This window comes from Salmonella sp. A7, from assembly GCF_020181675.1.
In the GTDB taxonomy this organism is placed as follows: Bacteria; Pseudomonadota; Gammaproteobacteria; order Enterobacterales; family Enterobacteriaceae; genus Salmonella; species Salmonella enterica.
This window is the reverse complement of sequence record NZ_CP084001.1, coordinates 824046-837545: the sequence shown is the minus strand read 5'-3', so window position 1 is coordinate 837545 and position 13500 is coordinate 824046. Positions and strand designations below refer to the sequence as shown.

Genomic DNA, 13500 nt, shown 5'->3' with positions numbered 1-13500 from the left:
ACAGGGATATTTTTATCTGCAGGGCAGTAACAGCGGCCCCCAGCTGAGTGTCACCGTTTCCGGCAGGGTGAGTCTGCACTGCACCCGGCCATCCCAGGACACATTCAGGGTCCGGCGGTCTTCCCCGCTGAGACCTGTCAGGTAGGCCAGACCGCCATCTCCGACCATCCCCGCGGTTCTGCCGGTTTTCCCGGACACCACCAGGGCGCCAAACGGCGGACTGGCGCCATCAGCCAGCCGGATATGACCGAGCACCTGCTCCCCCTGGCTGGCGTCAATCTTCCGGTAGCCCACCGCGCCTTCCGTCAGTACCTGACTGATGACGGAGCTGCTGACGTCCACGTCCTCCGGCAGGGCGGCCACATCAACCGAAATATCGCTGCGGCGATAGCTGCTGCCGGCGCTCACCACGCCCACCCCGAAGCGGTTGGTCACCCCGCTGTTGCCGTTCACCGGCACACCGGCCACGTCTCCGGTATCTATCATCATGCGGGGCTCATTCCCGGCCATCGACTGGCTGAAAGCGGCGCCGTGGGCGGTGGCGGTCACCGAGCCGTACCAGCTCAGGCCCAGGCTGCGGTACTGTCCGGGCTGCAGGGTGGCGTCCGCTGCCGCCTGGCCCCACGGTAGACGGCTCTGCACACTGCCGCTAAAGCTGCTGTTACTACCAGTGTCATAGCGGTTATGACCAGCGCTGATGTTCCATGTGGTGTCCGGGTTATGGAAATCGCTGTAATTCACGGTCTGCTGCAGGCCACCCCGGTTATCCTTCTGCACGCTGTAGCTCACCTGGCGGCTGTCGCCCCACGGGATACTGATGGTGGCGTAGACCTGGTTCTGGCTCCCCCCGCCGGTGTACTGGTTACGGGCAAACGACACCGAGGCCGAGAGCCCCTGAAGCTCGCCGAGACTGAACACTTTGTTGAAGCTGAGCATGTAGTTATTGTTGGACTGCGCATTCCAGTAATTGAGCCGGCTTACCGAGAGGGCCGCGCTCATATTGAGTACCGGAACGGACTGGCTATAAGTCACGGTGTAGCTCTGTTTTTCATGCCATGCATCGCCGCCGTCGGTGGCCCGACGCTGCAGGTACTCCGGCATGGACAGAAAATGGCGGTCCGAGAAGCGGTATCCGACGAACGCCAGGGTACTGCCGGTTTTATCAAACGTTTTGGCATAGTTGATACGGTAGCTGTAACCGGACTGCTTCTGCCCGTGCGGCAACCGTGCATCTGAGCGGGTGACGTCCGCAGACAGAGCGCCCAGCAGCCCCATATTCTGGCCGATCCCGAGCGCCGCGGACTGGTAGTCGCCGGTGGAGGCAATGAGGCCGCCATACAGCGACGTGTTGTTAAATGCTCCCCAGGTGGCCTCCCCGAGCAGAAAGTCAGGGCTGACCGTGCTGTTGTTATGCGTCCCGCCGTACAGCGGACGTCCGGCGGCCACCTTATAGCGAACCTGTCCCTGGCGTGCCATAAAGGGGACGCTGGCCGTGTTGACCTGCCATGTCCGGACGCTACCGTCGCTTTCCCGGACGCTGACATCCAGGTTGCCGCTGATATTCTGGCTCAGGTCGGGAAGCTCAAAAGGCCCCGGCGACACCCGGGTCTGGTACAGAATGCGGCCATTCTGGCTGACGGTAACCTGTGCATTACTGTTCGCAATGCCGCTGATTTTCGGGGCATACCCCTGAAGAGAGGGCGGTAGCATGCGCTCATCGCTGGCCAAAGTGAGCCCGGCAAAGCGGAAGGAATCAAAAATAGCGGAGCTGAGGTACGTCTGTCCGAGCGTCAGTTTTGAGCGCAGTGCTGGCAGGGCACGGAACAGATACGTCTGCGGCAGATAAAAATCGGACTGTGATGCGCCCTGCCCACTGTCAAAACGGCTGTACTGGTAATCGCTCCGCAACCGCCAGGCGCCGAGATTAAACCCGGCGGTGCCGTAGAGGCTGTAGCTGGTAGAGGTCTCCCCCTGCTGCGGCATATAGCGGTTGGCCATCAGGCTGTAATCGAGCAGGCCGGCGGTGACGCCGTCGCTCCAGCGTGAAGGGGGGACCCAGTCCGGGTCCTGATATCGCATCCAGGCCTGGGGAATAATGAAGGTCAGACGCTGATTTTCAGCGCTGTACCGTACCTGACTGTCAGCGGAGCGCAGCTCAAGGCATTGCCCGTCCGGGATACCGGTAACGGGTTTCAGGCCATGAATAATCTTATCCTTAAGACCCAGCATGGCCACCATGTCTGTTGTCACACAGATGACGGCCGCGTCGCGTCCGGCAACCGGTACAACTCTGACCGGATACTGTTCCCGTACCGGCTGGTCATTGAGCCAGATATCGAGAATATAGTTACCGGGCGCCACATACCCCTCGCGGCTGAAGGCCGTGAGGTCCACGTTGGACAGGTTCCCGCTGTCCAGCAGGCTGGCATTGAACTCCGTGGCCTGCGACTTCAGGACGGAAAATGTCAGGGTAATCAGAATGGCAAGCCGGGTAATTTTCATGGCATGGCGCTTTCGTGTTGTCGTCCGTGTAACAGACAGCCCGCAGGCATGGTCAGATATAAAAGCCGTCCGAACCCCTCCGTGGACGGCTTCTCCCTGTCGTTATTTACCGCGTAAAATCACAGGTATTTCAGGGTGTAGGTGACAGATGCGTTAACATCGCCAGGAGTTGCGGCATTTGTCAGGGCTATCAGGCGGGCAAAGAAGTTAAGTTCGTTATTCCCGGCTTGCAGTTGCTGAGCTTCGCCATCCGGCATCGGGGTATTGGGTGTAATCAGTGAGGTATTGTCACTTTTCAGAAGCTGCACACCAACATGCTGGGCACTGCCGGTGCTGACGTAAGCTTTACCTGAGGTATCAGCTGTGCCACTGAAAGAGACGGTTACTTTAGACATTTTCCCTGCGGAGCCAGCAGGATTTGAACCTGCATCATTCGGATCGAAAGCACAGTTCTGCAGATGAATGGTGAACGGTTTTGAGTCCGTGGTTGCGTCGGCGGTATTCAGTTTACGGTAAGAAATCTGTCCAAACGGAACGGTGATCGCATCGTCGCCCGGTGCGATATCACAGGGGGAGTTGGTGATGGTGCCAGTAAAGGTAATTTTACCTGAGCCGAACGGGCCTGCTGTTGGTGGATCGACTGCATATACAGAAGCGCCATACATCATACCGGCAGCCGCCATGGCAAGTATTATTTTATTACGCATAGATAATATGTCCTTTGGGTGAATGAGAATTATTTTGCAAAGGCTGAAAACAAATCTGAGGGTATTAATGAAAGCGTTCAGAAAAGATTCGTATGAATAATAAACGCCTGGTGTTAAACGAAGCACCTGAACTTTCCATCGAAAAATATTGATTTCAGCTAATGCCTAATCAGTTGTAAGAAAATTCTTATTCAAATTAAAACAATAAAAATAGATCGATACGATCGATGATTATGATCGTAATTTAAGAATAATCATCAAAGAAATACTTTTTAATGTAATTATAAGCGGATGAATACCTAACAGACAGATATTCGCAGCGGACATGAAATATTTTGTAATATGTTATCGGGAATGTATGTTTTGCTTTTCCATCACACTGGATATTTACAAAACATAATACTAACCATATATAACAATGAAACTACTGGTAGCATAAAAAACTAGATATAACGCAAGTAAAAGGCATTTAATTCCAAAACATTAACTTAATAAATCATTATGAACCATCATAAGCGGAAGGGATAAAAAATAATAAATGAAATGATATTCTTCTGTATTTGTGATGAGCATCACAATAGATATGAATGCAGGTACCCTGACATTACTGAACTTCACGGATGAAATTTAAAAACAATGCCGACAGCACAGAACAAACTGGTAATAGCTGTCAGACATAATGCTGCCTGCTGTAATATATACAGCAGGCTGGGGGATATTAATGCGCGGAATCGTGCTGCACGGGGGCCGTGGGTAATTCCTGAACTGACTGAGAATCCACAATTATGCCATCCTGAGCTGATTTTAGTATCAGACCTGCCTGATAGTATTTTCCTTCGTTCATCAAGGAAAGCGCTGTGGTCACATCCTTACGGGTTTGCTGAAGAGGAATGAGTTCCTGATTTTCAATCATACTGACGCCTGCTAGTTTCAGGGCCTCTATAGTCCCTTTTTTATCTCCTTCTTTCATTTTCTGGTTTGCTTTATTAATAGCATCATTTTTCTGCCCCGCAGGGAGATAATCTTCGGCTACCGTAATCGATGAATTTATCCGAATATAGCGGTCTCCTTCAACTGGGGCTTTTTTATCTGATTTGACATACAGATTCCAGTCAGTGCTGTCATCGTTCAGGAGTTTTTCTGCTTGCGCAGCCAGTTGTTCCGCCTTTTGGGTTCGACCATTAAACAACTCGAATCGCGACATTCCGATATCACGCATGGCCTGCCAGGCCTGTCCGGATATCTTGTCATTATTCAGAGTAACATTATCAGTCATGTTTGTTGCGGCCATAACATTTCCTGAAAACAGGATAACCATCAGCGCAACGCCTGGCATAATATGGCTTTTCATAATCCATCATCTCCACAAAGTAACATTTTTTATCGAATTATCCTATTCAGAACCGGTAACCCACGCCAAGATTAAAGCCGTTGCTATTAAGGCTTCCGCTGTTATGGGTAGCATCAAAATCCGCACCCTCATAACCCAGATTTATAGCGACATTACTGACCGGGGTATAAGCCACGCCTGCAGAATAACCATATCCGACCTTACTGTCAGACTCATTTATTCCGTGATCACGCTGATGCAATAATACGGGGCCCACTTGACTATACAGGCTTAACTGGTTATTTATTTTCCATGAAGGGCCTGCAAGCAGGGAGTAATAACGGGTTGTTACACGACCATTACTGCTTTCATCGGAATAGCGCTGGCTTCCATTTAGCCAGGCAAATGAGGTTGTCAGCCCCCAGTCCGGTGACATTTCATAGTTGTTTGCCAGCCGAACCCCACGCAACGTCCCGGCGTGATTAGTATGGGACTGGGCGTATCCAAGTGAAAATGTACTGGCATTATCGTCTGCCCATACCGGACTGGCTGCAGCAGACAGCAGAACAATACCGGCACTTCCGGCTAATAGCATTTTGTTCATCTTCTTCTCTCCGGTTATTTTTACCTGATGCCTTACTGGCATGTATTAAGTTAAAATCTTTCCGTGATAACAAACTATAAATAAATCTTTTAAATTATGAGCGCTGTTACGCCAGCAAATATCTTTGTCTGCGGCTGTCGGGAGGCTATTCACGAAAATATATCCAGGCCAGAAACAGCATTTAATAATAAATAAACTGAAAAATAAAAACTGACAAAAATAGAAGTTCACTGATATATACCCAAAATAATTTGAGTTGCTTAAAGGCGGCAAGGGAGTGAGTCCCCAGGAGCATAGATAACTCTGTGACTGGGGTGAGCGACAAATCTGCCGGGAGCAGATTTGAACGTCGCGTGCGACGGCCCGTCAGGGCGAGGCCCATGATGGGCCGAGTAATCCGTAGTCAACACATAAGCCACTTGAAGTATGAAGGGTATATAACGGGAAAGAAGTCATATCGGCCTGGTAAACCAACGTCTGTGACTTAGTTGCAGGAAACGGCTATGGAGAGGGGATGCGGCAGTTATCGGGCAGTAACGGCATTGTTCAGTGAGTATCCAGGAAACAAAAAAAGAAGGGAGCGGTACTCCCTTCGTAAACATGTCAGAATACGACATTTTGGTACTCTTTTATTTATTATCTGGCCGTAAAAGTTATGCTGTTGGCAGGTATCTCCAGTCAACATAAAAAAATACCACCAGCTAAAAATGTGATGCAAACCACCATTAAGCAGGTAACCAAACTGACTGTGCCACTAAATCCGGAAAAGAGTTTGAATCCGGGGATAACATCTGATGCAGAAATTAGCACCAGTCTTCGATTCGGATACCCGGAATGCGTTCAAACTCGCGGAGATTGTTTGTGACGACGACCAGTCCGCGGCTACGGGCATGGCCAGCAATCATCTGGTCATAAGGCCCGACAGGTGTTCCCTTGCGGGCCAGTTCGGCACGGATTTGACCGGTATGTATCGCCAGCCTGAAGGGGCATGTTGGCTTTGACGATCAGGCAAAAAACAACTGCGAATAAAGTCGTATGATGATCTTCACATTTATCATCATCAGCGTTCATATTACTCAACCTGTAATCAACCTCTGGCGTTTTTCTGTATCCATCACAACCATTTCCGGTAAAGGTAAAAAAGGGATTTGAACCTTTCCGGAGATGATAATGAAGGTAAATACATGGACAATTTTGCTTATGTCGGCGCATCTGACGGCCTGTACCGTCCCTGGCACAGAAAAATATCAGACCAGCATGGACAGCGTTACGGCAGAAAAAGTAAGCCGGATTATCCAGTCGGATGTCATTCCTTATAAAGGCGAAAACCATGGAGAAGTTATCAGCCGCGTATCGTCTGCTTTTCTCGGAACACCTTATCAGGCAAATACGCTCATCGGTGGGCCCGGCACACCCGAAGTCCTTGTAGCGAATTTCAACGGCGTGGACTGCTTTACCCTGGCTGATTACGTTGAGGCCCTGGCCCGCAGCGATAATCAGAAATCGTTTCTGCATAATCTTGCCAGGACTCGCTACGCCGCAGGCAAAGTTGCTTATCTCAGCCGCCGGCACTTCTTCTCTGACTGGTTCGCCGCAGTACCGCGTAATGCACGGGATGTAACGCCGTATATCAGCCCTGATTATATCGTTGTTGACAAGCAGCTTAACCATAAACCTGATGGCGGCGAGTACATTCCTGGTCTGGGCATCCATCCTCGTAAAATAAATTATATTCCCGGAAGAGCCATCAACCAGCAGGTCATGAACCACCTAAAAAATGGGGACTATATCGGTGTCTACTCCCCGCTTGACGGGCTGGACGTTTCACATGTGGGTATCGTAGTTCGCCATGATGAACAGGTGTGGTTTCGGAACGCCTCCTCATTGGCCGCAAACAGAAAAGTGGTGGACACACCGTTTATGGAATACATGCATTCCAGACCAGGCATCGTTGTACTGCGGGCTGAATGATAAAGTCATTACCAGAGTCGCCAGAGCCGTCCGACATAGGCATTGAAACCCTGTTCACTGTGGGGCCGACAGGAAAAATTGCTGTAAATTCGTGGGGTTAGTAAATATTAGAAGATATTTGTCTGGAGCGGGCGAAGGGAATCGAACCCTCGTATAGAGCTTGGGAAGCTCTCGTTCTACCATTGAACTACGCCCGCTTTGAGATGCGTAAGGCATTATAAACCTTAAGTTCTGGTTGGCAAGAGACTTACTGGCTGACTGGCGATTAATTCACCGTCAGCACTTCGGTTTACTCCCCTGCGGCGGCAGATAACGCAGCGGATCGATGGCCGTCGCCCGGTAGCGAATCTGGAAGTGTAGTCTTACGGATGCGGCATCCGTGCTGCCCATCGTAGCGATTTTTTGCCCCGCTTTAACGCTTTGCCCATTATTAACCAGCATGGTGTCATTATGAGCGTAAGCCGTAATGTAATCTTCATTGTGCTTAATCATGATGAGATTGCCGTAACCGCGCAGCTGGTTCCCGACATAGACAACTTTACCCGCTCCCGCCGCATAAACAGGCGTTCCGCGCGCGCCCGCAATATCGATGCCCTTATTTCCGCCCTCTGCGGTGGAATAAGGTAAAATCACTTTACCGTTGGCAGGCCATACCCAACAGCGCTGCCCCACCGGCGGCCAGGAGGATTTTGGCACCGAAGATGACGGTCTGACCGCGGCAGTTTTTGTTGCTGTTTTATTGCTGGTTTTGCGTGTTGAACTGCTACTCTTTGCACTGCCGCGCACTTTAATTCGCTGCCCCACCTCAATAGTATAAGGCGGAGAAATGCCATTCAGTCGGGCCAGTTCTTTCACGCTGGTTCCCGTGGCGCGCGATATACGATACAACGTATCGCCGCGCTTAACGGTATAGACGGAGCCGGAATACGTTCCTGAGCCGGAATTACTGGAACACCCCGCCAGCAGCAGCCCTGTGCATAACAGCACCGCAATACCCAGGCTATTTTTGTTCAGGCGTCCTGCGCTCAAAACCATTCCTCACTCTATTGACAGACGCCTTATGATAGCAGCCAAATGCCGTATGCCCAATCCATTGACGCCGGAAAGGGTCCGCGCGGATGATGATGCCGCGAATATCCGATATGCCAGCATAATATCGACTCACGGCGCAATGGCGCTCGTCTGCGTTCTGTCAGGGCCTGTTTTGGTAATGCCTTTCTTTCTGTTATGCGCTACGCTGATCGTCTGAGTATATGGCCTGGCCATGCTGCCGGGCCATTTTAATTTTCAGGAGCTTTCATGACTGAGGAACATGTCGTTTTATTGGATGAGCAGGATAAGCCTTCCGGCACACTGGAAAAGTATGCGGCTCATACGCTTAATACGCCTTTGCATCTGGCTTTCTCCTGCTGGCTATTTAACGAAGATGGTCAGTTGCTGGTAACACGACGGTCGCTGAGCAAAAAAGCCTGGCCAGGCGTGTGGACGAATTCGGTTTGCGGTCATCCGCAACAAGGCGAAACCACCGAAGAGGCGATCATCCGCCGTTGTCGGTTCGAACTCGGCGTGGAAATTACCGATCTCACCCCCGTCTATCCGCACTTCAGCTATCGGGCGACAGATCCAAACGGTATTGTGGAAAATGAAGTCTGTCCGGTATTTGCCGCGCGGGCAACCAGTGTGTTGCAGGTTAACAGCGAAGAGGTGATGGACTATCAGTGGAGCGAATTTAAAAGCGTATGGAAAAGCCTTCTCGCTACGCCGTGGGCATTTAGCCCGTGGATGGTCATGCAAGCGTCAGACGAACAAGCGCGTGAACGACTGCTCAATTACTGCCAGCGTTAAAGATTGCCTGATGGCGCTACGTCTGAACGAAGAGATGCCGGATGGCGGCTAATGCCCCATCCGGCAATTTACATCTTATTTCACCGGACGCATCGCCGGGAACAGAATAACGTCGCGAATCGTGTGGCTGTTAGTAAACAGCATCACCATACGGTCGATACCAATTCCCAGACCCGCTGTCGGCGGTAAACCGTGTTCCAGCGCCGTCACGTAGTCTTCGTCGTAGAACATGGCTTCGTCATCGCCTGCCGCTTTTGCATTAACCTGATCCAGGAAACGCTGCGCCTGGTCTTCCGCATCGTTCAACTCGCTAAAGCCATTACCGATTTCACGACCGCCGATAAAGAACTCGAAGCGGTCAGTGATTTCCGGGTTCACATCATTACGACGCGCCAGCGGAGACACTTCAGCCGGATATTCGGTGATGAAGGTCGGCTGAATCAGATGCGCTTCAGCGACTTCGTCAAAGATCTCGGTGACGATACGGCCCAGACCCCAGCTCTTCTCGACGTGAATGCCGATGCTTTCAGCAATCGCCTTCGCGGAGTCGAAGTTGTCCAGATCAGCCATATCCGTTTCCGGACGATATTTCTTGATCGCTTCACGCATGGTCAGTTTTTCGAACGGCTTACCGAAGTCAAACACTTCATCACCGTACGGAACCTGGGTGGTGCCCAGAACATCCTGCGCCAGCGTACGGAACAGAGACTCCGTCAGTTCGATCAGGTCTTTGTAGTCCGCATACGCCATATAGAGTTCCATCATGGTGAACTCAGGATTATGGCGCACGGAGATGCCTTCGTTACGGAAGTTACGGTTAATTTCGAATACGCGTTCGAAGCCGCCAACCACCAGACGCTTGAGGTACAGTTCCGGCGCGATACGCAGGTACATGTCCAGATCCAGCGCGTTGTGATGGGTGATAAACGGACGGGCAGACGCGCCGCCTGGGATCACCTGCATCATCGGCGTTTCGACTTCCATAAAGCCGCGAGCAACCATAAACTGGCGAATACCGGCCAGGATCTTCGAACGGGTTTTGAAGGTGTTACGGGATTCATCGTTAGAGATGAGATCCAGATAACGCTGGCGATAGCGCGCTTCCTGGTCCTGCAGGCCGTGGAATTTATCCGGCAACGGACGCAGCGCTTTCGTCAGCAGGCGCAGTTCGGTGCAGTGGATAGACAGCTCGCCGGTTTTGGTTTTGAACAGCTTACCTTTCGCGCCGAGGATATCGCCAAGATCCCACTTCTTGAACTGCTCGTTGTAAACGCCTTCCGGCAGATCATCGCGCGCCACATACAGCTGAATGCGGCCGCCTACGTCTTGCAGGGTAACAAAAGAGGCTTTACCCATAATACGGCGAGTCATCATACGGCCCGCGACGGACACTTCAATATTCAGCGCTTCCAGTTCTTCAGCTTCTTTCGCGTCAAACTCTGCGTGCAGTTGGTCTGAGGTACGGTCACGACGGAAATCGTTCGGGAACGGGATACCCTGCTCACGCAGTGCAGCCAGCTTCTCGCGACGTGCCTTCATTTCATTGTTAAGATCGACTACCTCGTCAGCGCCCTGTGCGTTTTGTTCAGACATGTTGATTCCTCATAGCCCTGCTTTCAAACTTGCTTCGATAAATTGATCCAGACTACCGTCCAGTACCGCCTGTGTATTGCGGGTTTCCACCCCAGTACGCAGGTCTTTAATGCGGGAATCGTCCAGGACATAGGAACGAATCTGGCTTCCCCAGCCGATATCGGACTTAGTGTCTTCCATCGCCTGTTTTTCAGCGTTCTTTTTCTGCATCTCCAGTTCATAAAGCTTCGCTTTCATCTGCTTCATGGCCTGGTCTTTGTTTTTGTGCTGCGAACGGTCGTTCTGGCACTGCGTCACAATCCCGGTGGGAATATGGGTGATACGCACTGCGGATTCAGTACGGTTAACGTGCTGACCGCCTGCGCCAGACGCGCGATAGACGTCGATACGCAGATCCGCCGGGTTAATGTCGATATCGATATCGTCGTCCACTTCCGGGTACACAAACGCGGAGCTAAACGAGGTATGACGGCGACCGCCGGAGTCAAACGGGCTTTTACGCACCAGACGATGTACGCCGGTTTCAGTGCGCAGCCAGCCATAGGCATATTCGCCGGAGATTTTGATAGTCGCGGACTTAATGCCGGCGACTTCCCCTTCCGACTCTTCAATGACTTCCGTCTTGAAGCCGCGCGCTTCCGCCCAACGCAGATACATACGCAGCAACATGCTGGCCCAGTCCTGCGCTTCAGTACCACCAGAACCGGCCTGAATATCGAGATAGCAATCGGCGCTATCGTACTCGCCGGAGAACATCCGGCGGAATTCCAACTGCGCCAGTTTCTCTTCCAGCGTATTCAGCTCCGCGACGGCTTCGTTAAACGTCTCTTCGTCGTCAGCTTCTACCGCCAGTTCCAGCAGCCCGGAAACGTCGTCCAGCCCCTGAGTCATTTGATCAAGCGTATCGACGATCGCTTCGAGCGATGAACGCTCTTTTCCCAGCGCCTGCGCGCGCTCAGGTTCGTTCCAGACATCCGGCTGTTCCAGCTCGGCGTTTACTTCTTCCAGACGCTCTTTCTTAGCATCGTAGTCAAAGATACCCCCTAAGAACGTTGGTGCGTTCCGTGAGGTCCTGAATGCGGTTATTCACCGGGTTAATTTCAAACATGGTCTGATTTCTTTTATTTGACTTGTCAAAATGCGGTTATAAGGGCGAAATATTAGCGGATTTCGCCCCTTAATTACAGCGAAAGTGTTGTTAAATCGCCCCGATCATAGCGGCCAAATATCATCGATAATAATCTGTAAACTACGGTTGCCGCGAAACTCGTTAATGTCCAGTTTATAAGCCAGTTCTACCTCCCGCACGCCGTTATCCGGCCAACAGGTCGTATCAATATTAAATGCGATGCCATCCAACAGCGGGCCGCCGCCGACGGGCTCCACCATCACCTTGAGGTGGCGCTCGCCCACCAGACGCTGTTGTAGCAGACGGAAACGACCATCGAATAACGGTTCCGGGAACATTTGCCCCCACGGTCCGGCATCCCGCAACAGTTGCGCCACTTCCATAGACATCTCCGCCGCGCTTAATGGACCATCGGAGATCACTTCGCCTTGCAACAGGGCAGGATCGAGCCATTCCGTTACCAGCTCGCCAAAACGTTGCTGAAACTGCTCGAATTTATGCTCTTCCAGCGACAATCCCGCCGCCATCGCATGACCGCCGAACTTGATCATCAGATCAGGGTAAAGCGTATCCAGCCTTTCCAGCGCATCGCGCATATGCAACCCCTGAATCGAACGGCCTGAGCCTTTTAGCGTGCCGTCGCCCGCAGGCGCAAAGGCGATCACCGGGCGGTGAAAACGCTCTTTAATGCGCGACGCCAGAATTCCGACCACGCCCTGATGCCATTCAGGATGATACATCGCCAGACCGCCCGGAAGCGTTTCACTACTGCGCTCAAGCTTTTCGCACAGGATAAGCGCTTCCGCCTGCATCCCCTGCTCTATTTCTTTGCGCGTCTGGTTAAGCGCATCCAGCTCGCTGGCCAGAACACGCGCTTCGCCGAGGTTGTCGCACAACAGTAACGCCACGCCAACGGACATATCATCCAGCCTGCCGGCGGCATTCAGGCGAGGCCCCAACGCGAAGCCTAAATCACTGGCGGCAAGCTGCTGCGGATCGCGATTCGATATCTCCAGCAACGCTTTAATTCCCGGACGGCATTTCCCGGCACGAATACGACTTAGCCCTTGCCAGGTCAGAATACGGTTGTTAGCGTCCAGCGGCACAACGTCTGCTACCGTTCCCAACGCCACTAAATCCAGCAGCTCCGCCAGATTCGGCGGCGCGATGTTGCGCTCGTCGAACCATCCTTTGTCGCGCAAAAATGTTCGCAACGCCAGCATCAGGTAAAACGCCACGCCGACGCCCGCCAGCGACTTAGACGGGAATTCGCAGTCGCGCAGATTAGGATTAATAATCGCTTCGGCATCCGGCAACGTGTCGCCTGGCAGGTGGTGATCGGTCACGATCACCGGAATCCCCAACGTCTTTGCATGCGCTACGCCGGCGTGGGATGAAATGCCGTTGTCTACGGTGACGATAAGCTGCGCGCCGCGCGCCTTCGCCTGATCGACCACTTCCGGGCTTAAACCGTAGCCATCTTCAAAGCGATTAGGCACCAGATAACTGATGTTGTCACATCCCAACGCACGCATTCCCAATACGCTTAGCGCAGTACTGGTCGCGCCGTCGGCGTCAAAATCGCCAACAACAATAATGCGGGTACCTTCGCGAAAGGCGTTGTAGAGGATCTCCACCGCGTTATCTATGCCGCTAAGCTGTTGCCAGGGCAGCATTCCTTTCACGCTGCGCTCCAGTTCGCGGGCGCTACGAACGCCCCGGCTGGCATATAAACGTCGTAGTAATGGAGGAAGATCGGCGGGGAGTTCCGCTGTCTCATCAGCCTCACGCCGACGAAGTTGTCTCTGTTGTTTCACGC

10 protein-coding genes, 1 tRNA gene and 1 pseudogene are annotated in these 13500 nt (G+C 52.2%); 2 read left to right on the top strand and 10 right to left on the bottom strand.

Features of this window, described 5'->3' with window-relative positions; genetic code table 11:
• Positions 1-12: 12 nt before the first annotated feature.
• The 5 genes and pseudogenes from stdB to vapC form a co-directional block, all read right to left on the bottom strand.
• Positions 13-2502: a fimbrial outer membrane usher protein StdB gene (stdB, locus tag LCS67_RS04030; protein WP_000705498.1), complete on the bottom strand. Its 2490-nt coding sequence runs from the start codon at positions 2500-2502 to the stop codon at positions 13-15.
• 119 nt (positions 2503-2621) lie between these two features.
• Entirely contained in the window at positions 2622-3209 is a 588-nt protein-coding gene (locus LCS67_RS04025; protein ID WP_001244645.1) for a fimbrial protein, read from the bottom strand.
• A gap of 718 nt (positions 3210-3927) precedes the next feature.
• Positions 3928-4560: a YfdX family protein gene (locus LCS67_RS04020; RefSeq protein ID WP_000835269.1), complete on the bottom strand. Its 633-nt coding sequence runs from the start codon at positions 4558-4560 to the stop codon at positions 3928-3930.
• Positions 4561-4606: 46 nt separating this feature from the next.
• Positions 4607-5143 carry an STM3031 family outer membrane protein gene (locus tag LCS67_RS04015; protein ID WP_001038499.1) on the bottom strand — a complete coding sequence of 179 codons (537 nt, stop codon included), beginning with the start codon at positions 5141-5143 and terminating at the stop codon, positions 4607-4609.
• An 803-nt stretch (positions 5144-5946) separates the two neighbouring features.
• Positions 5947-6117 (bottom strand): annotated as a pseudogene (vapC, locus tag LCS67_RS04010) (tRNA(fMet)-specific endonuclease VapC); the annotation flags it as partial.
• Between the two features lie 190 nt (positions 6118-6307).
• Here vapC and LCS67_RS04005 point away from each other — a divergent pair.
• Positions 6308-7114, top strand: a complete 807-nt coding sequence (locus LCS67_RS04005) for a DUF1460 domain-containing protein (RefSeq protein ID WP_001635492.1) — start codon at positions 6308-6310, stop codon at positions 7112-7114.
• Positions 7115-7237: 123 nt separating this feature from the next.
• Here the strand turns inward: LCS67_RS04005 and LCS67_RS04000 are convergent.
• Both LCS67_RS04000 and actS read right to left on the bottom strand, forming a co-directional pair.
• Positions 7238-7311 (bottom strand) — tRNA-Gly (locus LCS67_RS04000).
• Between the two features lie 79 nt (positions 7312-7390).
• Positions 7391-8149, bottom strand: coding sequence for an amidase activator ActS (actS, locus tag LCS67_RS03995; RefSeq protein ID WP_000244328.1), 759 nt, complete (start codon positions 8147-8149; stop codon positions 7391-7393).
• 264 nt (positions 8150-8413) lie between these two features.
• Here actS and idi point away from each other — a divergent pair, with 264 nt between their 5' ends.
• On the top strand, positions 8414-8959 hold the full coding sequence (gene idi, locus LCS67_RS03990) for an isopentenyl-diphosphate Delta-isomerase (protein WP_000133994.1): 546 nt from the start codon (positions 8414-8416) through the stop codon (positions 8957-8959).
• 75 nt (positions 8960-9034) lie between these two features.
• On the opposite strand, the gene lysS is transcribed toward idi, so the two are convergent.
• From lysS to recJ, 3 genes are all read right to left on the bottom strand, one after another.
• Positions 9035-10552 carry a lysine--tRNA ligase gene (gene lysS, locus LCS67_RS03985; protein WP_000003339.1) on the bottom strand — a complete coding sequence of 506 codons (1518 nt, stop codon included), beginning with the start codon at positions 10550-10552 and terminating at the stop codon, positions 9035-9037.
• A 9-nt stretch (positions 10553-10561) separates the two neighbouring features.
• A protein-coding gene (gene prfB / locus LCS67_RS03980; RefSeq protein WP_010989230.1) for a peptide chain release factor 2 occupies positions 10562-11660 on the bottom strand; the annotation gives its coding sequence in 2 pieces (ribosomal slippage) (positions 10562-11584 and positions 11586-11660; 1098 coding nt in all).
• Between the two features lie 104 nt (positions 11661-11764).
• Entirely contained in the window at positions 11765-13498 is a 1734-nt protein-coding gene (gene recJ / locus LCS67_RS03975; protein ID WP_000813394.1) for a single-stranded-DNA-specific exonuclease RecJ, read from the bottom strand.
• Positions 13499-13500: the final 2 nt, after the last annotated feature.

What these genes read in the sequence shown, in the direction of transcription:
- LCS67_RS04020 (WP_000835269.1), bottom strand. Translation starts at nt 4,560, where the DNA reads ATGAAAAGCCATATTATGCCAGGCGTTGCGCTGATGGTTATCCTGTTT.
- idi (WP_000133994.1), top strand. Translation starts at nt 8,414, where the DNA reads ATGACTGAGGAACATGTCGTTTTATTGGATGAGCAGGATAAGCCTTCC.
- LCS67_RS04005 (WP_001635492.1), top strand. Translation starts at nt 6,308, where the DNA reads ATGATAATGAAGGTAAATACATGGACAATTTTGCTTATGTCGGCGCAT.
- actS (WP_000244328.1), bottom strand. Translation starts at nt 8,149, where the DNA reads ATGGTTTTGAGCGCAGGACGCCTGAACAAAAATAGCCTGGGTATTGCG.
- LCS67_RS04015 (WP_001038499.1), bottom strand. Translation starts at nt 5,143, where the DNA reads ATGAACAAAATGCTATTAGCCGGAAGTGCCGGTATTGTTCTGCTGTCT.
- stdB (WP_000705498.1), bottom strand. Translation starts at nt 2,502, where the DNA reads ATGAAAATTACCCGGCTTGCCATTCTGATTACCCTGACATTTTCCGTC.
- LCS67_RS04025 (WP_001244645.1), bottom strand. Translation starts at nt 3,209, where the DNA reads ATGCGTAATAAAATAATACTTGCCATGGCGGCTGCCGGTATGATGTAT.
- lysS (WP_000003339.1), bottom strand. Translation starts at nt 10,552, where the DNA reads ATGTCTGAACAAAACGCACAGGGCGCTGACGAGGTAGTCGATCTTAAC.